This is a genomic window from Alteromonas sp. ABD4_190 (assembly GCF_056160105.1).
Genome location: NZ_JBSWWN010000001.1, coordinates 2,309,556 through 2,335,653, shown reverse-complemented (window position 1 = coordinate 2,335,653; position 26,098 = coordinate 2,309,556). Strand labels below are relative to the sequence as shown.

Annotated in this window: 21 protein-coding genes; 4 read left to right on the top strand and 17 right to left on the bottom strand. The window is 44.5% G+C overall.

Features of this window, described 5'->3' with window-relative positions; genetic code table 11:
* Positions 1-31 precede the first annotated feature (31 nt).
* The 7 genes from ACXAFM_RS10315 to glmU form a co-directional block, all read right to left on the bottom strand.
* Positions 32-1,957, bottom strand: a complete 1,926-nt coding sequence (locus ACXAFM_RS10315; RefSeq protein WP_474834432.1) for an ATP-binding protein — start codon at positions 1,955-1,957, stop codon at positions 32-34.
* A gap of 19 nt (positions 1,958-1,976) precedes the next feature.
* Entirely contained in the window at positions 1,977-2,999 is a 1,023-nt protein-coding gene (locus ACXAFM_RS10310) for an ABC transporter substrate-binding protein (RefSeq protein WP_474834430.1), read from the bottom strand.
* 123 nt (positions 3,000-3,122) lie between these two features.
* Positions 3,123-4,109, bottom strand: a complete 987-nt coding sequence (locus ACXAFM_RS10305) for an LLM class flavin-dependent oxidoreductase (RefSeq protein WP_474834428.1) — start codon at positions 4,107-4,109, stop codon at positions 3,123-3,125.
* A gap of 222 nt (positions 4,110-4,331) precedes the next feature.
* On the bottom strand, positions 4,332-6,164 hold the full coding sequence (gene glmS, locus ACXAFM_RS10300) for a glutamine--fructose-6-phosphate transaminase (isomerizing) (RefSeq protein WP_474834426.1): 1,833 nt from the start codon (positions 6,162-6,164) through the stop codon (positions 4,332-4,334).
* A 2-nt stretch (positions 6,165-6,166) separates the two neighbouring features.
* Positions 6,167-6,979 (bottom strand): DeoR/GlpR family DNA-binding transcription regulator, encoded by an 813-nt coding sequence (locus tag ACXAFM_RS10295; protein ID WP_474834424.1) that lies wholly within the window; start codon positions 6,977-6,979, stop codon positions 6,167-6,169.
* Between the two features lie 209 nt (positions 6,980-7,188).
* Positions 7,189-8,229 carry a Gfo/Idh/MocA family oxidoreductase gene (locus ACXAFM_RS10290; protein WP_474834422.1) on the bottom strand — a complete coding sequence of 347 codons (1,041 nt, stop codon included), beginning with the start codon at positions 8,227-8,229 and terminating at the stop codon, positions 7,189-7,191.
* A 301-nt stretch (positions 8,230-8,530) separates the two neighbouring features.
* Complete coding sequence (gene glmU, locus ACXAFM_RS10285; protein ID WP_474834420.1) at positions 8,531-9,889, bottom strand: bifunctional UDP-N-acetylglucosamine diphosphorylase/glucosamine-1-phosphate N-acetyltransferase GlmU; 1,359 nt, start codon at positions 9,887-9,889, stop codon at positions 8,531-8,533.
* Between the two features lie 236 nt (positions 9,890-10,125).
* Here glmU and ACXAFM_RS10280 point away from each other — a divergent pair, with 236 nt between their 5' ends.
* Positions 10,126-11,547 (top strand): sensor domain-containing diguanylate cyclase, encoded by a 1,422-nt coding sequence (locus ACXAFM_RS10280; RefSeq protein WP_474834418.1) that lies wholly within the window; start codon positions 10,126-10,128, stop codon positions 11,545-11,547.
* Between the two features lie 17 nt (positions 11,548-11,564).
* Here ACXAFM_RS10280 and ACXAFM_RS10275 read toward each other — a convergent pair whose 3' ends face one another.
* Genes ACXAFM_RS10275 through ACXAFM_RS10265 form a run of 3 tightly spaced genes read right to left on the bottom strand, consistent with a single transcriptional unit; the run spans position 11,565 to position 14,452 of the window.
* Positions 11,565-12,449, bottom strand: a complete 885-nt coding sequence (locus ACXAFM_RS10275) for a DMT family transporter (protein WP_474834416.1) — start codon at positions 12,447-12,449, stop codon at positions 11,565-11,567.
* A gap of 33 nt (positions 12,450-12,482) precedes the next feature.
* A complete protein-coding gene (locus ACXAFM_RS10270; protein ID WP_474834414.1) occupies positions 12,483-12,995 on the bottom strand; it encodes a methylated-DNA--[protein]-cysteine S-methyltransferase in 513 nt (170 codons plus the stop codon).
* Between the two features lie 2 nt (positions 12,996-12,997).
* Positions 12,998-14,452: a DNA-3-methyladenine glycosylase 2 family protein gene (locus ACXAFM_RS10265; protein WP_474834412.1), complete on the bottom strand. Its 1,455-nt coding sequence runs from the start codon at positions 14,450-14,452 to the stop codon at positions 12,998-13,000.
* Between the two features lie 222 nt (positions 14,453-14,674).
* On the opposite strand from ACXAFM_RS10265, the gene ACXAFM_RS10260 reads away from it, so the two are divergent.
* Positions 14,675-15,823 (top strand): serine hydrolase domain-containing protein, encoded by a 1,149-nt coding sequence (locus tag ACXAFM_RS10260; RefSeq protein ID WP_474829176.1) that lies wholly within the window; start codon positions 14,675-14,677, stop codon positions 15,821-15,823.
* Between the two features lie 67 nt (positions 15,824-15,890).
* Here ACXAFM_RS10260 and speA read toward each other — a convergent pair whose 3' ends face one another.
* The 5 genes from speA to ACXAFM_RS10235 form a co-directional block, all read right to left on the bottom strand.
* Positions 15,891-17,801 (bottom strand): biosynthetic arginine decarboxylase, encoded by a 1,911-nt coding sequence (speA, locus tag ACXAFM_RS10255; protein ID WP_474829174.1) that lies wholly within the window; start codon positions 17,799-17,801, stop codon positions 15,891-15,893.
* Between the two features lie 156 nt (positions 17,802-17,957).
* Positions 17,958-18,383: an arginine decarboxylase gene (locus ACXAFM_RS10250; protein ID WP_474829172.1), complete on the bottom strand. Its 426-nt coding sequence runs from the start codon at positions 18,381-18,383 to the stop codon at positions 17,958-17,960.
* A 187-nt stretch (positions 18,384-18,570) separates the two neighbouring features.
* Positions 18,571-19,959: an NAD(P)(+) transhydrogenase (Re/Si-specific) subunit beta gene (locus ACXAFM_RS10245; protein WP_474829170.1), complete on the bottom strand. Its 1,389-nt coding sequence runs from the start codon at positions 19,957-19,959 to the stop codon at positions 18,571-18,573.
* A gap of 11 nt (positions 19,960-19,970) precedes the next feature.
* Positions 19,971-20,252, bottom strand: a complete 282-nt coding sequence (locus ACXAFM_RS10240) for an NAD(P) transhydrogenase subunit alpha part 2 (RefSeq protein ID WP_014951245.1) — start codon at positions 20,250-20,252, stop codon at positions 19,971-19,973.
* A gap of 2 nt (positions 20,253-20,254) precedes the next feature.
* On the bottom strand, positions 20,255-21,412 hold the full coding sequence (locus ACXAFM_RS10235) for an NAD(P) transhydrogenase subunit alpha (protein ID WP_474834410.1): 1,158 nt from the start codon (positions 21,410-21,412) through the stop codon (positions 20,255-20,257).
* Between the two features lie 514 nt (positions 21,413-21,926).
* Here ACXAFM_RS10235 and ACXAFM_RS10230 point away from each other — a divergent pair.
* Both ACXAFM_RS10230 and ACXAFM_RS10225 read left to right on the top strand, forming a co-directional pair.
* The gene (locus ACXAFM_RS10230) at positions 21,927-22,121 is read left to right on the top strand and encodes a DUF6435 family protein (protein WP_474834408.1); all 195 of its coding nucleotides are present in this window, start codon (positions 21,927-21,929) and stop codon (positions 22,119-22,121) included.
* 113 nt (positions 22,122-22,234) lie between these two features.
* On the top strand, positions 22,235-22,981 hold the full coding sequence (locus tag ACXAFM_RS10225) for a hypothetical protein (protein WP_474834406.1): 747 nt from the start codon (positions 22,235-22,237) through the stop codon (positions 22,979-22,981).
* Between the two features lie 58 nt (positions 22,982-23,039).
* Here ACXAFM_RS10225 and ppiC read toward each other — a convergent pair whose 3' ends face one another.
* Both ppiC and ACXAFM_RS10215 read right to left on the bottom strand, forming a co-directional pair.
* Entirely contained in the window at positions 23,040-23,321 is a 282-nt protein-coding gene (gene ppiC, locus ACXAFM_RS10220) for a peptidylprolyl isomerase PpiC (RefSeq protein ID WP_474834404.1), read from the bottom strand.
* Between the two features lie 201 nt (positions 23,322-23,522).
* Positions 23,523-25,703: a methyl-accepting chemotaxis protein gene (locus ACXAFM_RS10215; RefSeq protein WP_474834402.1), complete on the bottom strand. Its 2,181-nt coding sequence runs from the start codon at positions 25,701-25,703 to the stop codon at positions 23,523-23,525.
* Between the last annotated feature and the right edge of the window lie 395 nt (positions 25,704-26,098).

The following is a 26,098-nucleotide window of genomic DNA, read 5'->3' as shown; positions in this document are numbered from 1 at the left end:
TGCTAGCGCTACGCATTTACGCAGAGCTGGTTTAACTATTATCAGAGACTTCTTGGCTAAGCGCCAGTTTTAACAAACTTTCTTCAAGCGCTTCAACGGTGACAGGTTTAGTGACTATATCGTCCATTCCCGCCTGCTTAAATGAGATATGGCGCTCTTTAAACGCTTCTGCTGTAAGCCCAATAACGGGCGTTTTGCTAAGCTCACCTTCTAGTTTTCTAATGCGCTTAGTTGCTTCAATCCCATCCATAACAGGCATATGCACATCCATGAAAACAACATCAATACCGCCTTCTTCTACTCGTGCTACTGCTTTTAACCCATTATCAACATGCTCCACATCGCAGTTTAACTGCTCTAATAGCGCCTGTGCGACTACCGCGTTTATTGCGTTGTCTTCAGCCAATAGCACCTTTAGGCCCGTTGGTAGGTTAGTGCTACGGGCTTGACGCGCCAATGAAGATTCGGGTGATGAATCTGATATAAGCCGAGACTGAACTCTTGCAGTTACTGTAAAGCATGACCCTTCGCCCACTTTACTAACAACTTTTATATCGCCACCAAGTATTTGGGCAAGCTGCTTAGCAATAGCAAGACCAAGTCCAGTACCACCATATTTGCGCGTAATAGAAGAGTCGGACTGCGTGAATTTATCAAATATATGCTCAAGCCTTTCAGCCTCAATACCAATACCGGTATCTTTAACTGCAATAACTAAAAGGTTATCACCCATGGTTGCTGTTGAAGGCTGTTTAAGTTTAGCCGAAATGCTCACTGTGCCTTTGTGAGTAAACTTAATAGCATTGCTGACCAAATTAATAATAATTTGGCGAAGCTTGGTAATATCGCTAGTTACCGCCACAGACTTTAAGTTCTTGCTCTTATAAACTAACCTGGTACTGTTAGCGCTAGCGTTCGTGCCTAATAGCGTAATAAGATCGTTCAGCATTGAGTCAAGGTCAAACTCTGTCACGTCAACCTCTGACATACCTGATTCAATTTTTGAGAGATCTAAAACATCATTTATAACAGTAGCGAGAATGGATGCTGACGATTTCAAATCGCTGGCATACTGATGTTGCTTGCCAGAAAGCGGAGTATCTAAAAGCAGCGTTGCCAGCCCTTGGATACCGTTTAGCGGCGTGCGAATCTCATGGCTCATCACTGCAAGAAAATCGGTTTTAGCGCGGTTTGCTTGCTGAGCTTGAGCAACGTATTGCTCTATTTCGCCAGACATTGCCTCAACGTCTCGCGCTAAACTACCTAACTCGTCGTTCTGCTGTAAGTCTATGCTGACCTTCTTATGGTCAAGGGCAATGCGACTCGCTGCTGATTTTATTTTTTCGATAGGAGCAACAACAAACACCTGTGTGACTCTTCCCATAAGCAAACTAACAATAACGACAGCAAATAGCGTCACTAGTGACGTTAGCCACGCAATAGTAGACAGGGAAGATTGCAGTGCGTCAGCAGGCTGCAATACGGTAACTTTCCAATTCCATGGCGCAAATTCAGCACACGCAAACAATACATCCATATCATTTACGTTCGACTCGCCAAACGCCACACGCCGGTTGGCAATAGTCGCCAAATTAGCGTCTTCTACATTAAGTACTAACGCATTATCGGCCGTGCTAAATATGACAGTATTTTTGCTTGTGTCATTAATAGCAAAATGTCTGTCTGTAGCTTGTTGCAGCGATTTTAACTCTTCAAACACTTCGTTTTGATAAGCCTCGCGAAACACAGGAACATTCTCTAGCCCAGATTCAATGAGCAGTTCTCGCCTCTCATCGATAATTTCTAAAACGTTCAACGTAAGGGTTTGAGTAAGAAGCTGATATTCTCTCTCGCGCACCGAGTCGTACGCGGTTAAATAAGCCCAATACCCAGTAAGTGCCATGCCAATTAACAAAATTGGAATGTAGATAACTAGCAGTTTTGATTTGATCCGCATACTAACTTCTAATTAGGCCTTATTGATACACATGTTCTTTCGAGAGTTTTAAGTAACTTGATGGAATGGGCAATTGCAATTTAATTGCCGTGGTTACGTTTACTGCAACAGTGTACGTGTCCATTTTGCCAACGGGAATGTCTCTCGCCGATTTTCTCTGAAGTATCAGCTTTGCCTTTCTTGCCGCTGATTTTCCAATACTAGCCGGTTCAGATACCACACCGATAAGCGCGCCTTCTTTAACTGATGAAATACTTTCAGCGAATAAAGGAAGTAGTCCAGTCTTCTCTTTAACTTTATTCACTAACCCTTCGGCTTCTGCTAAGGGGCCTGATGACAACCAATAGCCGTCCAGTTCTGCGCTTCTTTGGTCTAAGCTATCAACCATACTATCCGTCATTTCAACGCGCCCTTCATCACCTTCTAAATAAGGCGTACTGATAGCGACTAAGTTTATATTTTCATACTCACTGTCTAACGCTAGCAATTGGTTTACCAGGTTGCTCGATGAGGGGTAGGTAGAATGCACTAAACCTATAGTAAATGGCGTCTCGGGGTTCGATGCTCTAAGCACGCCGTCTAACATATCAAGCTTTACCTTCGCATCGAGTACGTGTGACTCACCCGTTATATTGCGTTTACTTGTAGTATCAATAGCGGGAACTATTCCTTCTTCGACTGGAGCTGACACGACCATGAAAAGCTTTGGCGTATTAATAAACTCTTCAGAGGCATTCAAAGCACGAGTGGCTAAGGTAGCGACAGATACAATAAGATCAGGTTTAGGCTCTTGTGCCAGTTCGCTTAGTATTTCTGTAGCGCGCGCCTCCGACCCTTCCGCATTATATGTGGTAACGTTAATGTCGTAATCGGGCATAATTCGAATGAGCTCTTTTTCAAATTCGGTCCGCGACTCAGCGACAATTGGAACAGGCAGTGTTTCAAGAACAATAAGGTCTAGGGTTTCTTTCGCTTTGGCAGAATTTAAAGTTGCCGCGAAAAAAACGAGGGTAAGGAGAAAGGAAAACCAGACCTTATGCATGACTGTAAACCTTTAATAACTAAATAAAATACATACGTCATTGCATATCATAAAGTTATTCCTGCGTATTGCATAGAAAAAGATATGACCAAACGCTTAAAACTGGTCATAGCTTTTTAGGTGCTAGGATGCGATCTCTGCGAACTCTTTAACGCTAAACAAGCGCGCTTCTATATCGTAAATCGGCATCGACACTATAATTTCATCAACACCCGTCGCTTCAACAAACTGAGCTAGCTTGTTTTGCACCGTTTCTTTCGACCCTACCAACGCATACCTCAATACATTCGATAACATTGCTTCGTCAGTCGCCGTACAATATTCGTCAAAGTTAGGCATAGGCTTAGCGAAAGGCCTATTAAGACCACGTCGCATGTTCATAAATTGCTGCTTCACCGACGTAAATAGCAATTCTGCCTCGTCATCGGTTTCAGCAATCACCACCATTACACCAGCCATCGCTTTTGGCGCTGATAACTGAGGCGACGGTTTAAACATATTGCGGTACACATGAAGCGCATCGAATAACGCATCGGGCGCAAAATGCGAAGCGAACGAATATGGCAGCCCCATTTGTGCCGCCACCTGTGCACTGTACAAGCTAGAACCAAGTAACCACAAAGGCACATGGGTATTCGCCCCTGGTACTGCAACAATTGGCTGCCCCTCTTGTGGGGTACCAAGGTAATGCTGAAGTTCCTGAATATCTTCTGGATAGCTATCTACATCACTTTGTAAGTTTCGTCGAAGCGCTCTTGCCGTTGCCATATCAGTTCCTGGCGCTCTCCCCAATCCAAGCTCTATGCGATTGGGAAATAACTCGGCCAGGGTGCCAAACTGTTCAGCAATAACCAAAGGCGCATGGTTAGGCAGCATAATGCCACCGGCCCCCACTTTAATAGTCGAGGTTGCATTAGCAATGTGGGTTAACACTACAGAGGTGGCAGAACTGGCAACACCACGCATGCCGTGATGCTCGGCTAACCACACACGTTCATAGCCACTGCGCTCAGCTTCCAAAGCCATTAGCTTTGAATTGTTTAACGCGTCTTTTACCCCAAACCCTTCAGATATTGGCGCTAAATCTAGCAGTGAGTAGGGAATAGCCATGGTGCCTCGCAATGTTGAAATTTGATGATGAGTTATAGGTATGAACTTACTTTCCGTTTTACAACTGGGTTACCTGACAAAGTAAGACGGATGGAGAAGGTTTGTCGATGATGCTACGTAATTACCAGCCACAATACTCGCCTATTGAAAATAAAAAAGCCTGCGCTTTTGTCAGTCGCAGGCTTTGTTTGTGAGCACAAAGAAGCGCTTCAGCAGTGCGCTTTATTCCACAGTAACCGATTTCGCCAAGTTACGCGGCTGGTCAACGTCCGTACCTTTAATTAACGCTACATAGTAGCTTAATAGCTGAAGCGGTAGGGTATAAATGATAGGTGCGATTGGTTCGTCGCAGTGCGGCACGTCGATAACGCGCATGGTTTCATCTCCGGCGAACGCGGCATCTTTATCTGCAAAGACATACATGATACCCCCACGGGCGCGCACTTCTTCAACGTTTGATTTCAGTTTTTCAAGCAGTTCGTTATTTGGTGCAACCACAATTACCGGCATTTCATCATCAATTAGCGCAAGCGGGCCGTGTTTCAATTCACCAGACGCGTAGGCTTCGGCGTGAATGTAAGAAATCTCTTTAAGCTTAAGCGCACCTTCCATAGCAATGGGATATTGATCGCCACGACCTAAGAACAAACTGTGGTTTTTATCTGCAAACTCTTCAGCTAAATCTTCGATACCGCCTGTAATAGCTAGGGTCTCTTCAAGTTTGGCGGGCAAGCTGTGAAGCGCAGAAACAATGGCCTTGCTGTCGGACTCAGTCATGCCGTTTTCTTTACCTAATGCAAGGGTTAACATCAAGAAAGCAGCAAGCTGGGTAGTGAAGGCTTTGGTAGACGCTACGCCAATTTCCGCGCCAGCACGGGTCATAAATGCCAGGTCTGATTCGCGTACCAACGACGAGCCCTGAACGTTACAAATAGTCAAACTAGACATATAGCCCAGCTCTTTGGCTAAGCGAAGCGCAGCTAGCGTATCGGCGGTCTCACCTGATTGAGAGATAGTAATAAGCAGGCTATTTGGGTGAACCACTGACTTGCGATAACGAAACTCTGATGCAATTTCTACGTTACACGACACATTAGCGTACTGCTCTAGCCAGTAGCGCGCCGTCATTCCCGCGTGGTAACTAGTTCCACAGGCAATGATTTGTACATGCTTTACTTTTTTGAATATATCGTCAGCGCCTTTTCCAAATACATCAGCGGTAAGTCCGTTTTCATCAATACGGTCTTTTAATGCGTTGCGCACCACCGTTGGCTGCTCGTGAATTTCCTTAAGCATGTAGTGGCGATAACCCGCTTTGTCACCCGCATCGTGCTCGATATTCGACTCAATAATTTCGCGCTCAACGGCGTTGCCGTCTTTATCGAATATTTTAACGTCTCTGCGCGTGATCTCTGCCACATCGCCTTCTTCTAAAAAGATAAAGCGGCGTGTTACTGGCAATAGTGCCATTTGATCTGACGCAATAAAGTTTTCACCAAGCCCAAGCCCAATAACTAAAGGGCTGCCCGAGCGTGCAACCACTACGCGGCTTGGGTCTTCTTTATCCATGATGACGGTGCCATAAGCGCCGTGAAAAGTCTTAACCGCACTTTGTACTGCGTGAAGCAGGGCTTTACCCAACTTTAGTTCCTCGTGCACAGTATGAGCGATGGTTTCAGTGTCAGTGTCGCTGGTAAAGGTGTAGCCCTTTTCTTTTAGTTGGGCTTTTAAATTTACGTAGTTTTCAATAATACCGTTGTGAACCACAGCCACGCGCTCAGTTGAAAAGTGTGGGTGCGCATTCGCTTCAGTCACACCACCGTGCGTTGCCCAACGGGTATGAGCAATTCCAGTTGTACCCAAAGCTTCACCTTCTGCTACTGCATCAGCAAGCTCTTGTACTTTGCCTGTACGGCGAATACGGGTAAGCGTGCCGTCGTTTTGCAATAGCGCAACGCCAGCTGAATCATAGCCGCGATACTCTAGTCTTTTTAATCCTTCCAGAAGAATTTCAACCACGTTACGCTCAGCAACAGCGCCAACAATTCCACACATAATTATTCTCCACTCGGCGCTGCAATAAGCACGGTCACGCCCTGATTTTCAATATTAAGTTTGTCTTGTTCACTAATGCCTTCATCAGTGATCAAAACAGAAATGTTTTTCCAGCTCAGCTCTAGATTAGGCATTTTATGCGTTAATTTTTTAGAACTGGCTACTATCACCACCTTACTGGCCGCCGAAGCCATGGCGCGGGTTACCCCAATAAGCTCGTTAAAGGTGGTGGTGCCCCGGTTCACATCTATGCCCGCTGCGCCAATAAATGCAATGTCAAAACTATAGGCGCTAACTAACTGTTCAGCCATTGCACCTTGGAACGACTGAGACTGGGCATCCCATGTGCCACCTACCATTAACACCGTAGGCTCTTTAGCACTTTGGGTAAGGTAATTGGCAGTGGATAATGTATTGGTCATTACCACTAAGTCATCAATACCCGATAGATAAGGCAAGACTGCCGCGGTGGTTGCGCCGCAATCTATCACTATCTTATTGCCCGGTTTTACCAAGCTCGCTGCGAGTTGGCCTATAGCATTGATTGCTGGGCTAGCAGTTGTATTAGTGAATGGATCATTTACCGTAAATTGAGATGGTTTAGCATTTGAGTTTGTAGATGATGGCACGGGCACTGCGCCACCAAACTGTCGAATCAGTAAACCTTGCTGCGAAAGGGCCGCGAGATCTTTTCTAATGGTGACTTCAGACGTAGCAAACCGCACGGCCAAATCTTCAACTTGTGATTGACCATGCTCTTTCACCCACGCCACTATCTGCTGGCGGCGCTGTTCAACTGATTTACTACTTTTCAATATAACCTCGATGCTTTTGCCGTCTTCTCGCTAAACCTTTCTGTATGCATTGCTCCACCTGAGAACAAGCCATGAAAAGTCTGCAAAACAGTCCGCAAACACACGTTCAACATTAAACTGAACATCCAACTCAACTTTCAAAACGAAAGCTTTGAGTTTTAAAGTGAAAGCATCGTAAGTTAAATTGAAACGACGATCAAGGTAATTGTTTAATTAAACGCCAGCGATTTCTTTTGAGCACTCGCTTTTATGGCTAGCTCAATGACTTTGATAACAGGTACGACCGTACTCGCGTCTGCGGGCGAGAACTTACCGTCTTCAATAGCGTGAGCAAGGCGATTGAAAAACGTGAGATATTCACCTTTCAATGTTGTAACCGTCTCCTCAACTAGCTGACCACTTTCATTGGCCACAGCAAGTACGCCATGCTCGTTATCTTTTGTAATCGCCCAGTGCTCATCGTCAAAGGATAGCTCTGCACGCAGTTGGTTTTCTTGTGGGTCCAAATAGAATTTTCTAAAGCTGCCATTTGTACCTTGCAAGTCGTAGCGCAGTGTTGGCCCTGCCTGAAAGGCTGAACTACCTAGCTTTACAACTTTATCACCATAGTGAAGTGTTATGTCGAACGTGTCGTCTGACTGCCCATTTTCACGCAAGGTCTGTATGTTTGCCGACACTTCTTCCGGCTTGCCGAAAAGCTGTAGCGCTTGGTCGATTAAGTGGGGACCTAAATCCCAGAAGATACCGCTTCCTGGCCCTGCATTTTCACGCCATCTATCTCTTGGTACCGGGCGAAATCGGTCGAATCGGCTTTCAAAGCGTTTAATGTCGCCTAGCTTGCCATCGTCAATTAGCTGCTTAATCGTAAGAAAATCGCCATCAAAACGTCTGTTGTGATAAACACAAAGCTGTTTATTTTGAGAATGTGCAAGCGCTACTAAAGCTTCTGCTTCTTCACTATCTAATGTAAATGGCTTTTCTACCAGCACGTGACAACTGTGCTCTAATGCCAATTTCGCCTGTGGCCCGTGAAGGTGATTTGGAGTGGTAATAACCACCAAGTCTACATCGTGAATTTTAAGTGCTTCGTCTAACGAGCTGTACACTTCAGCTTCAGGTAAGAGCGCTTTAACCGCATCAGGTTTTGAAGAAATAACCACATCTACCGAGAATTGCGGAAGGTAATTTAGAAAGGGTAAATGAAAGGTTGTGGCGGAAAACCCAAAGCCGACCAAAAGAGTAGATACCATTGCATATCCTTGTGTAACGATAATTATAAGGTAAGTAAACACACACTATCAGCTATGATAGATGGAGGAAACCTCAGATAGTTCATTATTTAGAAGATGTGAAACAAATAAGATAGCAGGATGAGTTGCGTGTATACCAACACAGTAGACGTTGATTTAGGTCCTCTGGTTTTATCATCTTTCTGACAGGGCAGTATTTTGGTGGGACTGAAGAAGAAACTGGGCTAGCTAATCACTAGTTGTGTTTGCCAGCCCTAACTCATCAAATAACCCGTTAGCGACCTTTAATGAAGATACGCCTTTATTTTTTAGTCGGACGCGGCCAATTTGGAATATTGCGCTGCTTACCGCGAGCCACGGCTAGCGCGTCCTCGTCTACGGTTGAGGTGATAACTGACCCTGCCCCCACAGTTGCTCCTTTACCGATGTTGACAGGCGCGACAAGCGACGAGTTTGAGCCGATGAAAGCATTTTCGCCGATGACGGTCTTGGACTTGTTTACACCGTCGTAGTTACAGGTAATTGTGCCTGCGCCAATGTTCGCTTTGGCACCCACTTCTGCATCGCCTAGATAGGTTAAGTGATTCGCTTTGGCGCCTTCACCTAAAATAGCCTTCTTCATTTCTACGAAGTTACCCACTTTGGCATTTTTCTGCATTACTGCACCTGGGCGTAGTCTAGCGAAAGGCCCAACTGTGCAAGCTTCGCCAACACTGGCTTCTTCAACAATAGAATTTGCTTCAATTACCGCGTTATCGGCAATGGTGCAGTTTCGCAGGATACAATTAGCACCAATAGTAACGTTGCTGCCAAGCGTAACCTTGCCTTCAATAATAACGTTTACGTCGATAATTACGTCGTTACCGGTTTCTAACTGACCGCGTAAGTCAAAACGAGCAGGGTCTAACAAGGTTACACCGTTGGTCATTAGCTCGTCGGCTTGACGGTGTTGCAGCGCGCGTTCTAAGTTCGCTAACTGCAAACGATTGTTCACGCCTTCCACTTCTACCGCAGACTGTGGCTGTGCAGACTGAATTCGCTTGCCTTCAGCGGCAGCCATTGCAATAACATCAGTAAGGTAATATTCGCCCTGAGCATTGTCGTTGCTTAACTCGCCCAACCAGCGCTTGAGGTCTTTGCCAGACATCATCATCATGCCGGTATTAATTTCTTTAATTTCACGCTGAGCTTCAGTGGCATCTTTGTGCTCAACTATCGCGGTAATATTGTCATTTTCGCGAATAATGCGGCCCATGCCTGTAGGGTCGTCTAAATTTACAGTGAGCAGTGCTAAATCACAGCCTTCCTTTGCTACTTTTAAAGCGCTCAATGTTTCTTCGCGAATAAGTGGTGCGTCGCCAACAAGTACAAGCACGTCCTCATTATCTTTAATGTGAGGTGCCGCTTGCTGAACAGCGTGGCCTGTACCTAACTGTTCGGCCTGCAAGCACCAGTTTAGACTGTCTTCAACAACCGTTGCCTTTAGCTGGTCGCCGCCATGGCCGTAAACCAAATGAATATTATCCGCACCCAGTGATTTTACTGTGTTGATAATTCGCTGCACCATAGGCACACCACCTACTTTGTGTAATACCTTCGGTAACGACGACTTCATACGGGTACCTTTACCCGCTGCTAATACAACCACTGAGAAAGCCATATATTTCCTTTATTTCGCAAAGAGAATGAAAATCGGAGCATAGTGTAACCAAGGCCCAACAATATGTCAGCGATTGATTCTCTTCGAGGTCTGACCGGACGACTCCACATTGCGCTTTTGCTCTTCGTTATTTAGTCTAAGTTAAGACAAACCGCCTAGTAGTTCATTATTGCTACAGGTATACTTAACGCTTAAGTTAGGTTAGGTTCAGCCAGGCAAGGGAGCATGCGCAGTCTGTGAACACATTTCGTACACTACATAGAAGTATTCTGGTGTTATTTGCGGTAGTGGTTATCGCTATTGTGACACTGGTTCATTTCAGTATTTCAAAAATCGTTGCCGAACAAAGTCGTGCGCAGCAGCAGTCATTGTCGCCTGCAATATCGCTTATTGTTGAGCAACTTCTTAAGCCACTACATATATCTGAAGCACTCGGCCACTCTACCGAACTGGTAGACTTAATGGATGGCGAGGCTATAGACCAAGAAGCCGTTTTCAAAACATTGGACCGTCTTGAAAATGAGTTTGGTTTATCTTTCTTTATCGCCAGTGAGGCAGACAGAAAGCAATACAATTCTGATGGCAGTATTATCAACCTTATCGAAGGTGAGGTAAGCTGGTACTTCAAATATCGTGACTATCCCGCTGATGCCGTTGCCGATATTGGTAAATGGGAAGACACACACTTTTATATTGATATTAAAATTCACGACGAAGACGACCGCTTTTTAGGTTTTTTCGGTGTAGGAAAAAGCCTTCGCAGCTTTATCGAAGTGTTCGATACCTACAAACAAGAATACGGCTATGACTTCTTATTCGTAGATGGTGAAGGCGATATTATGTTGTCTTCAGACCCAAGCCTTATTGCTTCTTATTCTGATTTTACTAACTTATCTGAACTTCCTTGGTATGCCAGTCTACCCATGACTATTCAAAGCGAGCAAGCCTTAAACAATAAGTTAGTCACTATTGATCAAAAAGACTTCCTTATTGCCGAAGTTAAGCTGAATCAATTCGGGTGGACCGTATTTCTTTTAAGCCCACTTGAAGACCGCCAAGCAGAAATTTCTCAGGCGTTTATCTTTAGCGTGGTAACACTGCTTGTTGTTGTATTCTCACTGTTCTTACTTATCTACAATCTTCTGTATTATTTCAGAAAAGATATGCAGCCAGATTTGGTGGTACGCCACAGCAACCGATTGCCTGAAAAGGATAATTTACAGCTTATTTATACAACGCTATTGGCAGAGCACAAATCGCTTAGTGTTATGTTAGTCAGTGTTGATGAACTTTCAGAAATTGTTGACGCCCATGGACGTAACGCAGGCGATGACATTTTAGATAAAGTGGTATCTTACTTAACTGAGAACATACGCGAACAGGATGTAGTAGGTAGATGGAGTAGCGCTGAGTTTATTATTCTGCTACCTCAAACTGGCCCACATGTGGCATTCGACATGGCGCAAAACCTTCGCCATGGCATCGCGACGCTTCCCCCTCTGCAAGATTTATCCGAGGTAGTAATTACCGCTTCTATTGGTATTTCATATACTGCGTCAACTCGCGCTATGCACGAGGTAACCGCACATGCCGAAGACGCGCTTTATCAAGCTAAGCGCGATGGCAGCAATTTAGTAAGAATGCAGCTAATAGACTAGCCAATACTGGCTTCAGTTTAGGCAGTTTTAACCTTAAGGCGTTTTCGTTTGAGAACGCCTGTTGTTAGCGCCACGCCAAACAAAATCATCAAGCCGCCTACTATAGTTTGCACTGACAAATGCTCTTGCAAGAAAAGTACGCCCCAAATAATGCCAAATAGCGGCACTAAATAAGCAACCGTTATTGCCTTTGCCGGGCCAATATCGGCAATAAGCTTGAAATACAAGATATACGCGACACCGGTACCACCGACGGCTAGCGCCACGGCGTTTACCCATGCATTCACGCTTGGCATTGTGGCGGGCAAAGTTGCCAGGGCGAACGGCGCCAGCATTACGCTTGCCATGGCCTGACTGCCTGTTGCAACAACTAAAGGCTTAACCCCTTGCAGCCATTTTTTCATCATACATGCCGCTATCCCGTAGCCTGTTGTGGCTAGTAGCGCAGTCAAAATAGGAAGAAAACTGACCTCACCCTCACCTAGCTTTTGCTGACTAATAACGGTAACGCCCACAAAGCCGACAACAAGCCCAGCAACCGCTGATCTTGTTAACTTATCGCCTAACCACAGCCAAGCAACAATAGCCCCAAACATGGGCGCGGTAGCGTTTAGAATAGCGTTGACACCAGCCTCTAAGTGCAGACTGCTGTAATTAAACAATACGAAAGGCACCGCCGTATTAGCCATGCCCACTAACGCAATGGCCAGCCAGTGTCGCTTAATGTCTTTAATCGAACCACGTAGTAGCAGCAAAGGTAAAAGCACTGCTGTCGCCAACACTGTTCGAATGGCAACAAGTACGTAAATACCAAACTCTGGTGCCGCAACACGCATAAAAATAAACGAGCCGCCCCAGATACCCGCTAATATCAGTAGCGCGGTAATGTCTCTTATTGCCATGCTTTTATTACCATCTTTCTTATAACCATTCTTTTATGACCACAGCACCCCTTGGGCTCCCTCTAAATTAAGTAGGTACTGCTTACGGGGTAAACCACCTGCATAGCCTGTTAGGGTTTTATTGCTACCAATTATACGATGGCATGGCACTACAATAGCAATAGGATTACGGCCATTTGCCATGCCCACGGCCCTAACGGCTTTTGGGTTACCTATTGCTTTGGCGATATCTAAATAGCTGGCCGTTTCACCATACTTTACTTGCTGTAAAGCCAGCCATACTTGGTTCTGGAACACAGTGCCCTTAGGAGTAAGCGGTAAATCGAATTCCTGAAGCTGCCCATCGAAGTACGCCTTAAGCTGACGACACGTTTCATCGGTAATTGCGTTAGTGCATGAATGCGTATGGACGTAAGCCTCATTACCAAGAGAGCTGTATTGCGCAGCTTTATCTGCGCTTAAAAACGCGATGGCCGTTACCCCTTCATCAGTCGCTTCAACTTTAAGCGGCCCTTGCACACTATTTACGAAACCTGTGTATATCATGGTTAAGCCTCTTTTTGCTGATTGCTAAGCTGCCAAAGCTGAAGGGTTAAATAGCTGCGCCATGGCGCGGCATTATCAGGCTCAATCGGATACTGCTGCGCCACCTTACGAACAATTAAATCGCCCCCAAGATAGATATCTGGGTTTCTCTCACCGCGCATTTTTAAGTAATCCAGTGTCCAGGGGCCCACCCCCTTAATTGCAAGGATATCCTCATGAGTTGGCATGCTATCGCCAACAAATAATTGTGCAAAGTTGCGTAGCGCGTTTTTTCGCGCCTGTGGCATACGCAAAAACTCTAAATCATTGCCAACGACAGCGTCTGGTGTAGGAAAACTGTAGCGCTCACTTACCTCAGTATCAAAGTCGTGTGAAGATGTTACGTTTGTTACCCTTTCGCCTAGCTCATGTACAAGTAGCGTTACCTGTCCAATAGCCGCTTTTACACTGACTTGCTGCCCGACAATAGCGCGGCAACCGCTTTCAAATACGTTCCACGCGCTGGGAAGGCGTAGGCCTGATGTTAGCTGCTCTTGTGACAGCCCTGCCTGCATTAGGCTTTGATTTATTAATAGTGGGTCGGCGTGAAGGTCTAAGACCAGCTTTATGTTTTCTATTACGGTATGAAGAGCGCGTAGATCTGGCATATCAATGTGAACAGTGAAGCCATTGCGCGCATGATCATGTTCTGCTTTGAAGACACCAGCGCTGTACTGACCTGAAAAATAACGCTGGTAGCTGTTTTCTGTAACTAGCTCCATACCCTCAATGGCGCGCGCTGCTAAAAAATCACGTACATAGGGCCAGTTATACGGAGGACGATAAGCAAGAAACAAGGATATCGACTTTTGGTCAGCGCCCTGTTTTTTTCTAAGCTGTGTTGGCGAGATTCCGCAATATTGCTCTACAGCTCGCTGCAATTGCCTAAGCGACTGATAACCTGCGGTTACTGATACATCTGTCATCGACAAGTGGGTTTGTTGAATAAGCTGTTTTGCAAACAAAGTACGTTGCATATTTTGAAACTGTTTAGGCGATATACCTACCGCATTGACGACCAGCTTATTCAAATAGCGTTCACTTATACCTAGACGGCAGGCAATATCTGCCACACTCTCAATAGGAATGGCTGATAATAGCGATAGCGCTCGGCTTACTGTTGCGCCCACGCCTTTCCAAGCCGCAGAAAGAGGCGCACTGTCGGGCCTACACCGAAAACAAGGTCGATAGCCTTGCGCCATAGCCTGAGTCGCATGTTCGAAATAAGTAACATTCTCTTCTTTAGGCAAGCGCGCTGGGCAAATCGGCCTACAAAAAATGCCCGTGGTTTTTACTGCAACGAAAAATCGCCCGTCGAAACGCGGATCTCTGCTAAGCCTCGCCTTGGAAAATACGGACTCAGCTAAACTTTCCCTTTCTGACGCCTCTTCTTCTTGCGCATTATTGCTATCTAACATAAGTATGCAGCACTCGCCCTTAACTCGTTACTAGAGCATAGTGTATCGCGTCTTTACTGTGTAAGTGCGACAAAATCGGTACTCTATAAAACCAGGGTTAAAATGAGTGAGTATAATTAGCGACATTTGATCATTGATGCGGCTAAACGCATAATAACAAGATAATAATAATGAACGCCCTGTGAAGTAACCTTGAAGGCACAGGCACAATGAGCTGACTATATGCTGAAATCTTCGCGCTTTTCACTACTTAGCCTAGCTACACTTTGGCTATTTGCGACACTAATGCTCATAGCTCAGAGTGCTTCTGCTGATTGGTTAGATGACTACGCAAATCACGTTAAAAAAGAAGCGTCAAAATACAATGTTCCTGGTTATGCATTTGTGTTTTACGAGCAGGGAAAAGCACCGCGGGTTTACGTTTACGGGAAAACCCGTAAAAAAGGCGGGAAGAGCGTTACCGAAGATACAGTATTCAGGCTAGCCTCTGTTTCCAAAACCTTTACTGCCCTTCTGTCGGCCAAACTTGTGGAGAAAAATCAGCTTAGCTGGAAGACACCTATCTCCACTTTATTGCCCGACATACCTTTTACAGGAAAAGGTATGGGCGCGCTTCAGCTACAACATATTGTAGGGCAGTCAAGTGGCTTTATGCCTAACGCCTACGACAATCTAATTGAAGCCGATTATTCGTTACAGCGCGTATTAAAATCTCTCGGTGAGCTTGAACCCTTGTGTACACCTGGCGAATGTTACACCTATCAAAATGCACTTTTCGGAGCATTGGAGTACTACTTTAGCAACAATAATACATCCTACTCGCGCCAGCTTCAGGCAAACCTTTTTTCACCATTAGGCATGAAGACAGCCAGCGTTGGTAAAGGCGGTTTACTCGCATCAAAGTCATGGGCACAACCTCATATCGCCATTGCTAGAAATAAATGGCGTGAAGGCAAAGTTGAAAGCAACTACTACCGCTTTTCTCCCGCGGCAGGAGTTAATGCCAGCATTTCAGATATGACCATTTATTTACAGGCACTGCTTGGCGAATTCCCAACGGTGATTTCTGATGAAATGGTGGACTATGTCACAACAAAACGAGTCAGAACCAAGCGTGAAACCTATCGCAGGGGTTGGCGCGGTATGATCAGCGATGCTCATTATGGTTTGGGCTGGCGTATTTATGACTTAAATGGCGTGCAGCTTAACTATCACGGCGGCTGGGTAAAAGGCTATCGCGCCGACGTTGCCTTTATGCCCGAGAAAAAAGTAGGCTATGTTATGTTGATGAACGCAGAGTCAAACATGATTAACTCTACAACAGCGGAACTTTGGAAGCGCTATTTGAAAAAAGCCGACGCAGCTAATTAGTAGCGGCATCGGCTATATGAACCTGAGAAACTTAAGTGTTAAAAAGTAGCAGGTTCTCGGTTATTTACTATTGCTTAAGGTAAGTGTAACCCGCCAAACACTTCTCGTAGAAATCAGTCCAGCGAACACCTTCACGAGGGTTTAAGTTGCCGTCCCACACATGCTTATCTATCATGCGCTTCACATCTGACGCCATTGCACGCGGGTTATACTGCATAACGTTTAGCACGTCTTCTACTGACGAGCCTTTTACGACTTCTTCAATGTAAAAGTCTTCCGGGTCGTCATCATAGCTGTAAATATGCACTTCGTTTAAGCGGCCAAACAGGTTGTGCATATCGCCCATGACGTCTTGATAAGCGCCCGTTAAAAACAAACCAATATAGTAAGGCTCATCTTTCTTAAGTGGGTGCATTGGCAGTACATCAGTAATTTCACGGCCAATAGTGAACTGATCAATTTTACCGTCGCTATCACAGGTAATATCCACTAGTGAGCAGTTTACCGTTGGTTCTTCATTCATGCGAATAAGTGGCACGACTGGCAGCAACTGGTCGATTGCCCAAGTATCTGCAGCCGACTGAAACACAGAGAAGTTGCACAGGTACTGAGACGACAAACTGTAATCCAGTTCTTGCAGCTCTTCTGGCACATATTCTTCGTTTCGATACCACTTCTGCAAGCGTCCCATGATATCCCAGTACAGGGTTTCTATTTTGCCTAACTCTTCTAACGTAAGTACACGCAACTTAAATGCATCGAGGGCTTGCTCTTTATACTGAGACGCGTCGTTGTAAATCTCATGCATATTTGTTTGTTCGTCAAACGTATCGGCAAGTTCACGCATATTTTTCAAAAAGAAGTGCTCGCCTTCTTTTGCAGACGTATCCATGTGCGATGCATTCGATTTAATCTCGCCCACAATTTCTGTGATAACGCAGCTGTGATGCGCAGTGATTGCACGCCCACTTTCACTTACCAAGTGCGGATGTGGTACACCTTCAAGGTCACACATTTCCTTCATGCCATAGACAACATCGGCAACGTATTCTTGCATGCTGTAATTACGTGATGATTCATTGGTTGAATTACTACCGTCGTAATCGATACCAAGGCCACCGCCTACATCAACGTAATCTAGTTCGAAGCCCATTTTATGAAGGTCTGCATAAATACGTGCACCTTCGGTTACCGCTTCTTTAACCGCGCGAATATCGGTCAGCTGACTGCCAATATGGAAGTGAAGCAGCTTTAAGCAATGGGCCATGCCCTGCTCTTCAAGATAGCGGGCTGCGTTGATAATTTCAGTAATAGTTAAGCCGAATTTCGCACGCTCACCGCCAGAGCTTTCCCACTTACCTCGCCCTTTTACGGTCATTTTAGAGCGCACACCGATAATAGGGTCGATGTTAAGCTCTTTTGAAATTTTCACGAGTAAAAGGAGTTCGGTATACTTTTCCACTACCACAACAACTCGGCGACCAAGCTTTCTACCTAACAAAGCAAGACGCATGACTTCATCGTCTTTATAGCCGTTAAGGATGGTCAACGAGTCTTCGTTGGTATTCATTGCCAATACAGTAAGTAGTTCAGCTTTAGAGCCTGCTTCTAGGCCGTAATTGTATGGTTTGCCCGCATCGACAATTTCTTCAACCACTTCGCGCATTTGGTTAACTTTCACCGGATACACGCCTTGGTACTGGCCTTGGTATTCAGCTTCTTCGATGGAGCGTCTAAATGCTTTGTTCAAGCCAGCAACTTGCGAACGCAAAATATCGTGAAAACGCACAACGACAGGGAACTGTACGCCCTCTTTACGGATATCTTCTATTACCGAATTAAAGTCGATTCGAATGCTAGGATCTTCAGGAACAGGGGTAATATGTACATTGCCATTTTCACCGATTTGAAAATAGCCTCCACCCCATTGAGACACGCCATAGACGCGCTCTGCTTCTTCGATGCTCCAATCTGACAATTTATTCACCTATGTGTAAGTGGGCTAGGTTTATTCCTAGCAAAGTAAGTGCGAAAATAAGCCGCGTATTATAGACAACACAAGGCTGAACGCGAGTATTGTTGCGATGTAAAATATCTATTGTCGCGACTAATTTTGTTTATCGAACGTGAGCTTTTATGTGCCTATCCATGTTCGAACATAGTCTATAACTATTTTGTCTGCTTTTTCTTCACAATGCGCTAAAAACTCCGAGATGTTTTGAGTACGCACAAGCTCAAAACCCAGATTAATTTGCGGTGATTTAAAAAACTTCTGCGCGATATGTTCAACCTCAGTCTCGTCATCTTCTAACCATGTCTCGCTAAGTTGGCTTCGCCGATCTAACTTTATAGGTGCTTTTATTTGATTGAAGGTATCTGAATTGGGAACTTGCCAGCCGCGCATGTCTACAAATAGGTGGAAGGGTCTACCTTTACGGGTTTTCAAGCACTCAGAAAGTTTAGCGAGATACTGAATGTTGGTGGACATATCCCACTTGCCACGAAGCGTGACCAAAATACAATTTCTAAACGGCTCAATATGAAACGGGGTCGTCGACATTTATTCGTACATCTCTATGACTATATGAATAGTGAATTCAACTTCTATAGCCTTCACATACTAAAACCGAATCTCGTCAATCACAACTAAAGTTGTAGTACGTTTTAATCAGGTTTTATACCTTTAAACAAAAGGCCTGCGTATACGCAGGCCTTTAATGGTTGCCTATAAGAGAACAGGCAGAGTATTAGTCGTCTCCGAACTCACGGATAATACTGTTTATCGTGTCTTTGGCGTCACCCAATACCATGCGAGTGTTATCTTTGAAAAACAGCGGGTTGTCTACGCCAGCAAAACCGGCATTCGCAGAACGCTTAAGTACAAAGACCGTTTTCGCACGATGGGCTTCGATAACTGGCATTCCGTAAATAGGGCTGCCTTTCATCTCTTTGGCTGCTGGGTTTACTACATCGTTTGCACCGATAACAATAACCACGTCATAGTTCTCCATACGAGGGTTAACGTCATCCATCTCGTATAATTGATCATAAGGCACGTCAGCTTCTGCCAATAACACGTTCATGTGACCCGGCATACGCCCTGCTACCGCGTGAATGGCGTAATCAACCGTACAGCCATTTTCCTCTAGCAACGACTGAAGTTCACGTACAGCATGCTGCGCTTGCGCAACCGCCATACCGTAGCCGGGCACTACCAGTACTGCTTGTGCTGCTTCTAATACATAAAATGCATCTTGTGCAGCCAGTACTTTAATTTCGCCTTCTATCTTTTCACCCGCCTCTACTGGCTTGGCAAAGCCAGACAGCAACACATTCATTAATGAACGGTTCATGGCCTTACACATAATATTGGTAAGAATTAAACCTGAAGCCCCCACTAATAAACCGGTAACAATCAATATTGTGTTACCAGTAGCGAGACCTGCCGCAGACGCCGCAACACCTGAGTAGCTGTTCAAAAGTGCGATAACCACCGGCATATCTGCACCACCAATTGAAATGGTAGCCCACAAGCCGAAGCTTAGTGACAACGCAATGGCACAGTATATCCAAAGTGGGTTGCTTGGATCGGTAGTGAAGAAATAACCAATCACTACCATGCCAATGAGGTGCAAGATACTTAGCTCACGAAGCCCCGTGAAGATAACCGCTTTAGAGCTCATTTTGCCCGACAGTTTACCCCACGCCACCACAGAGCCTGAGAATGTAATCCCCCCAACTAAAATTGTGAAAAACAGGGTAATAAAAGTAAACGCGCTTTCAGTTTTAAGGGTAATTAGGCTCATTCCCGCCAGTGTCGCCCAGCCCAGAAGCAATGACGCTGCACCACCAAAGCCGTTAAATAAAGACACCATTTCCGGCATTGCCGTCATTTCAACGGTCTTAGCTTTCCACGCACCAAAGGCGCCACCAATAACAAAACCCAGCAGGATGTAATGATAGCTAATAATTTGCTGATCAAGCAGGGTAACAACCACAGCAACCAGCATACCTATGGCAGAAATGAAGTTACCTTTTTTCGCGGTATCTGGATGGCTAAGTAATTTAAGTCCTAGGATAAATAGTGCCGCAGCAACTACATACGCAAGGTTTATTACAGTTACGATATCACTCACTTGCGTACTCCTTATTTATCTTTTTTCTTGAACATGCCAAGCATGCGGTCGGTAACAAGATAACCGCCCACCACGTTTATACTGGCCAGCGCTACCGCAGCCGTACCAAGAATTGTGGTTAGCAAGTTGTTGTCGCTACCCGAGGCAACTAATGCCCCCACTAACGTAATACCCGAAATCGCATTAGAGCCAGACATTAGAGGCGTATGTAAAGTAGCAGGTACTTTTCGAATTAACTCAAAACCCAAAAAAGCAGCCAATAGCACTATGAAAAGTAGGTAAATGATTTCCATGATTAGGCTCCTTTGTATGCGTTGTTAAGCATGTCGTTGGTTATCTTGCCGTCGTGGGTAATAACACAGCCAGCCAGAATGTCGTCTTCTAGATTCAGCCCAAAGGTTTTGGTTTCATCATCAAAGAACTCATCCACAAGGTTATAGATGTTATTGGCGTACATGTCGGTGGCGGCTCTCGCAACAAACTGACTCCAGTTGCCGTTACCGATTACCTTTACACAGTTAACTTCAACTGTTTCGCCAGCAACCGAACCTTCAACGTTACCGCCTGATGTAGCCGCCATATCAACCACAACACTGCCTGGTTTCATCAGTGCCAGGGTGTCTTTTGAAATTAGTACGGGTGGTTTGCGACCAAATAGTTGAGCAGTAGTTATAACAATGTCAGAGTCAGCAATCGCGTCGCGCTGGGCTTCTTGCTGCTTTGCTTTTTGTTCGTCTGTCAGTTCTTTTGCATAACCGTCTTTCGTTTGGCCTGTTTCACCAATGTCGATTTTAAGGAATTTGCCGCCTAGAGACTCTACTTGCTCTGCCACTACCGCACGGGTGTCGTAAGCAAGCACGTTTGCGCCTAAACGTTTAGCCGTTGCAATGGCCTGAAGGCCCGCTACACCTGCGCCAATAATGAATACCTTCGCTGGCTTTATGGTACCTGATGGTGTCATCATCATAGGGAGTATTGATGGCAGCTGATTGGCTGCCTGCATCACCATTACGTAACCGGCAAGACTGGCTTGCGAGCTCAATGCGTCCATTTTCTGAGCGCGAGATGAGCGTGGAATCATTTCTACAGAAATGGCGGTCAGCCCTTTTTCTGCAATAGATTCAATAAGCGGTTGCTGAAAGAAAGGGTCAAGATGGCCTACCACAATGGCCCCTTTTTTCATCAACGCTAGCTGCGCATCGGCAGGTTTATTCACCGCTACCAGCATATCTGCTGTTGATAATGCATCATTCACATCATCAAGGATTGTGACGCCCACATCTTGATATTCTTTATCTGAATAACCAGCCCCCTTTCCTGCACCTGTTTCGAGCAGTAAAGTTGCACCTTTCTTCACCAGACGTTGAGCGCTACTTGGCGTAGCCGCACAGCGCTTCTCCACATTATTGAGCGTATCCGGCGCTTTTGACTCATTTAATATTATGATCTTCACACATACACCTCCTCACTTGTTGGCAATTTGAGAATGACACCAACCTTATGCCGCACAGCCATTTAATTCGCTTATGCTTAGCATTCCTTGGCTAAATTACATTCAATTTTTGCTTTATTCGCTCTTTTTTCTGCAGTACTCATCCGTGGGACCGCTTTATTTTTAGGCGAAAGCAGAGAAAAGCTACGCGAAAGACTTATGCTTAACCACTACCTTTTCCTTACGACTAATAACTAATACGAATAAAGAAATGGCATACAGATAATAAATGGCCTCGATATTTTCTTATTCACAATGTGAATAAAGAAAAATGTGATTATTTTTTGTACAGACGTAAATGTTGAAATTAACTTCAAGGAAGTTTTTACAATGGTGGGGCGCATACGAAATGAAGAATCTGTTGAAGAAAAATAGATCTCGCTTTCTTACCATGAAAGTTTGTTAATTAAGTGTGGTGATCGAAACCTTCCCTTATTGCGTTATACCGCAAACTACTAAAAAGAGAAATTTTTCCATGTTTGGACTTTTTAAAAACAACCCCACGAAAAAAATGCGCAAGCAATACGATGCCTTATTGGAGAAAGCCATGCATGCACAACGAAATGGTGATATCAAAACGTATTCGCTGTTAACGGCTGAGTCTGAGACACTTTGGAAAGAGATAGAAAAATTAGAAAGCTCTGGCAACGAAAAAAAACAACTAAGCTAATTTTCCCTGGTTTTCTCGCCCTTTGTTTTCTAAGCCCTTACAATGACGCCTTATACCAGTCCGCATGCGTTGGTATTATCTATAAATGCATCAAACAATAAGGCGTCTTTGATATGCAAATAGGCAGTGCTGTAACGGCAATTAAGCAGCTCACTTCTAGGCTACTACTTCTGGCCACCTGCGCGGTGCTGTCCAATACAGCTTTCGCTATTGAAGCGGGCCAGTATTACTATTTCATTTCTGACAAGTGCGCAGCCAAAGGCCCTCAAACGCCTGAAGAGCGCGGCGCTGTAACGCCAGATGTTATGCTGTTTGAAGTGGTACCTGCGGGGATCAGCGACTACTACGTAAACATGAACACAAACGCACTGGTTAACTATGCAGAAGTAGGACAAGAGACGCTCTCTTCGTTTGAAACAGAGCAGGCCTATACAGCCGGCAAAACACCGTCAAAGGACAGCCTTAGAAAAGACGGGAATGCTATTCATCACGACTTTATGCTGCAGCGCGAAGCCATAGATTTGAAAACCCTGATTAACACCTTAAACGGTTTTTCGCAGCTGCAATCTGATAAAGGCTACTTTTTTAAAAAGATTGTAGGGCTTTCAAACCCTAACGCTAAGTTCAAAGCCATTACCCGAGTACGTTTGAGCGATATGGGTTATGAAAACCGTATGATGCTAACAAGCTATACCAGCGATTATTTTATGTTGGATGGACAAGGCAAAGCGCCTGATACGCCTTTTATTGAAGTAGATCACGGTGCAGCACTTCGCAGTTCACTTCACGAGACCAACAGCCCTTACGCCATATTTACCAAAAATTCAGTATGCGGTGAAAAATGGGAGCCAGGTAACTAGCGCATCGCCGGTCTAATATGTGATGACAGGAAGGCGCTTGAAGCCTTTCTTTTATTGCCTAGCTACTGCGGTAGAGTGTTTTTATTAGATGAAAACCAAAGCGAGTTTTAACTGGCCCATGCACTTTAAGCACTTCTTTCTTAAACACCACATCGTCGAAAGCTTTTACCATTTGGCCACGACGAAATTCACCAAGATCGCCGCCACGCTTACCCGACGGACATTTGGAATGGCGCTTTGCTAACGTCGCAAAATCCTTACCCTTTTTAAGCTGCTCTAAAATAGAAAGCGCTTCTTTCTCTGTTTTTACCAAAATGTGAAGTGCGGAAGCCGTTGCCATGTGTTGGACCTAATGCGTATCGAGGTTAATGAGGTTTAAATGGTGCTAGCTAATTATACCCTAGTAAACTGCTTACATTCTATTGGTCAGTTCAACGTCTTGACGCACTACCCTATGCAGAACTCCGACTGATAGCTCATTTCTAAAAATCACAAAAGTCTCAGCTAAAGTAAAGACTAGCTAAGACCTTTGCTCAAATGTTTAAAACGATTCCCACTCACTTGAGGCAGGCATGCTTGGTTTAAGCACTTGTTTTGTGTCTAACAAATTCAGATGTTCAGCAGCTTTATCTTCTAGCTTTGGGTTGTTACTTACTGAAGATAAAGCAGAGGCCTGCACTTCAATAGGTCTTTTTGCAACACTGAACATGGACACCTTTTGCGATAAGTTACCTGCTTGATGCTGTAAACTTTCGGCTGCTGCAGCAGCTTCTTCAACAAGTGCCGCATTTTGCTGCGTCATTTCATCCATTTGCACAATGGCTTTGCTCACTTCTTCAATGCCTGAGGCCTGTTCAGAACTAGCCGCAGCAATTTCAGTCATAATGTCGTTTACCCGCTTTATCGACTCTACAACGTTTTGCATTGTTTCACCTGACTGCCTAACTAGCGTGTTTCCACTCTCTATTTTGCTTACTGAGTTAGAAATTAGCTCTTTAATTTCTTTTGCGGCTTCTGCCGAACGTTGGGCCAAACTTCTTACCTCCGAAGCAACAACTGCAAAGCCTCGCCCTTGTTCACCGGCTCTGGCTGCTTCGACTGCAGCATTTAGCGCCAAAATGTTGGTTTGGAAGGCAATGCCGTCTATGACACCAATAATGTCTGAAATTTCTTGCGCTGACTCGTTGATTAGTGACATGGTATCAACGACTTGACTGATAAGCTCTCCACCTTGGGTTGCCACGCCGCAGCTTTGGGATGCTAACCCATTAGCTTGCGCCGCGTTTTCTGCATTGAGTTTAACGGTACCGGTTAACTCCTCCATACTCGACGCAGTTTCTTCTAGACTAGAAGCCTGCTGCTCTGTTCTGCTTGAGAGGTCTGAATTACCAGTTGCAATCTCTGATGAGGCTGTATTAATAGTCTCAACTGCCGTATAAATCGCGCCAATTGTGTTGGACATTTGTTCAACAAATTGATTTATTGCGTTTCCAAGAACCTCAAATTCACCTTCAAATTTGTGTTCTATCTTGCAGTCCAAATTGCCTTTAACTAGTTCACCCATTGTAGTTTTGATGTCATTAATAGCCTGCTTCCTGCCTGTGATATTTACGGCATACTGTACGACTTTAAATGGCTTGCCGCTTAAGTCGAATATAGGGTTGTATGAAGCTTGAACCCATACCTCCTTATTCCCTCGACCTGTACGTTTGAATTCACCACTTACAAGTATACCGTCTTGAAGCTGGTCCCAGAGCTGACTGTATTCGATGCTGCGCTTAAACTCTTCATCGACAAATAAGCTATGATGACGCCCTTTTATCTCTTCTAAGCTGTAGCCCATCAAAGAGAGGAAGTTATCATTTGCATGTAACACCTTTCCGCCCATATCAAACTCAACCACAGGTTGCGCTTTATTTATCGCATCTATCTGGCCTTCAAAGTAAGCGTTTTTCAATTTAGCTTCTGTAATATCGTTAGCAAACTGCACTATTCTGATTACTTTGCCCGCTTCATTCATAACAGGGTTAAATGAAGCCTGTAACCAAATTTCGTCACCACTATTGCTAATAACGCAATATTCGCCTTCTTGCTCATTACCATTGCGTAATTCTCTCCAGAACTCTGAATAAGCCTCAGATTTTTTCTCACTCGTAGTACAGAGTATTTTGTGATGGTTTCCTATCAAGTCCGACTCATCGTAGCCTGTTATTTCTTGAAATTTACTATTAGCATTTTGGATAACACCATCTGCTGTATATTCAACGACCGCTTGTGCCTTGTTAAGAACATTGAGCATAGTTGTTTTAATCAATAGCTCAGATTGATCTACCCACTCAACCATAGTTCCAATGTTTTTGTTTGATTGGTCAAAAAGAGGGGTGAGCGTAAGCTTAAATATCAAATCGCCAATAGTAACGGAAGATACCATTGTAGACTTTAATTCAGCTAGCACATTACGCTGATGGGAGGGGTTCTTATGAAACTGATCTATGTTTTGTCCAACTAAGTTGGAAGCCGAAAAGTTAGGTAAAACGGCCTTGAGTTTAGACTCGTTGTCTTTCAGTAATTTTTGGACGGCGTCATTTACGAAAATTATATTGCGATTGGCATCTGCCATCATTATGCAGCATGTTGTTGCATTCAGCGCTTGTTTATTTCGCTGCGCCTGCTTCGCATCAGTTGCAGAAGAAAAGTCTTCTAGCCATGTCATTACACCCATCGCTTTAACCTCTAGTTTAGTAATTTTGTTTTTTCATTAACCAAATCGATAAGCTGACAAAGATATAAGTTTCAATGAAAGTGCTAGAAAATTTGGCTATACGCGTTGTACCCCCGATTACGTAGGGCCCTAAGCTTTCCTTAATCTGCAATTAAGCTTTGTTCTTGGATTAAATTAATTTAACGCTGTCTTTTAAAGTATTATTTTTGATCTTTTTTTAGCCATTATACTTTTGGATACTTTTATTAGGTAAAGCGCATAAAATAAAACTTAATTTAATCAATAAGATAAAATCTTATATAAAATTTCACGCGAAAAAAACCTGTCAAAACCAATCTTTTAAATGCGACTTTTACGACAGAAATGACAATATGAAAGAGGAGTTTGAGTTAGTG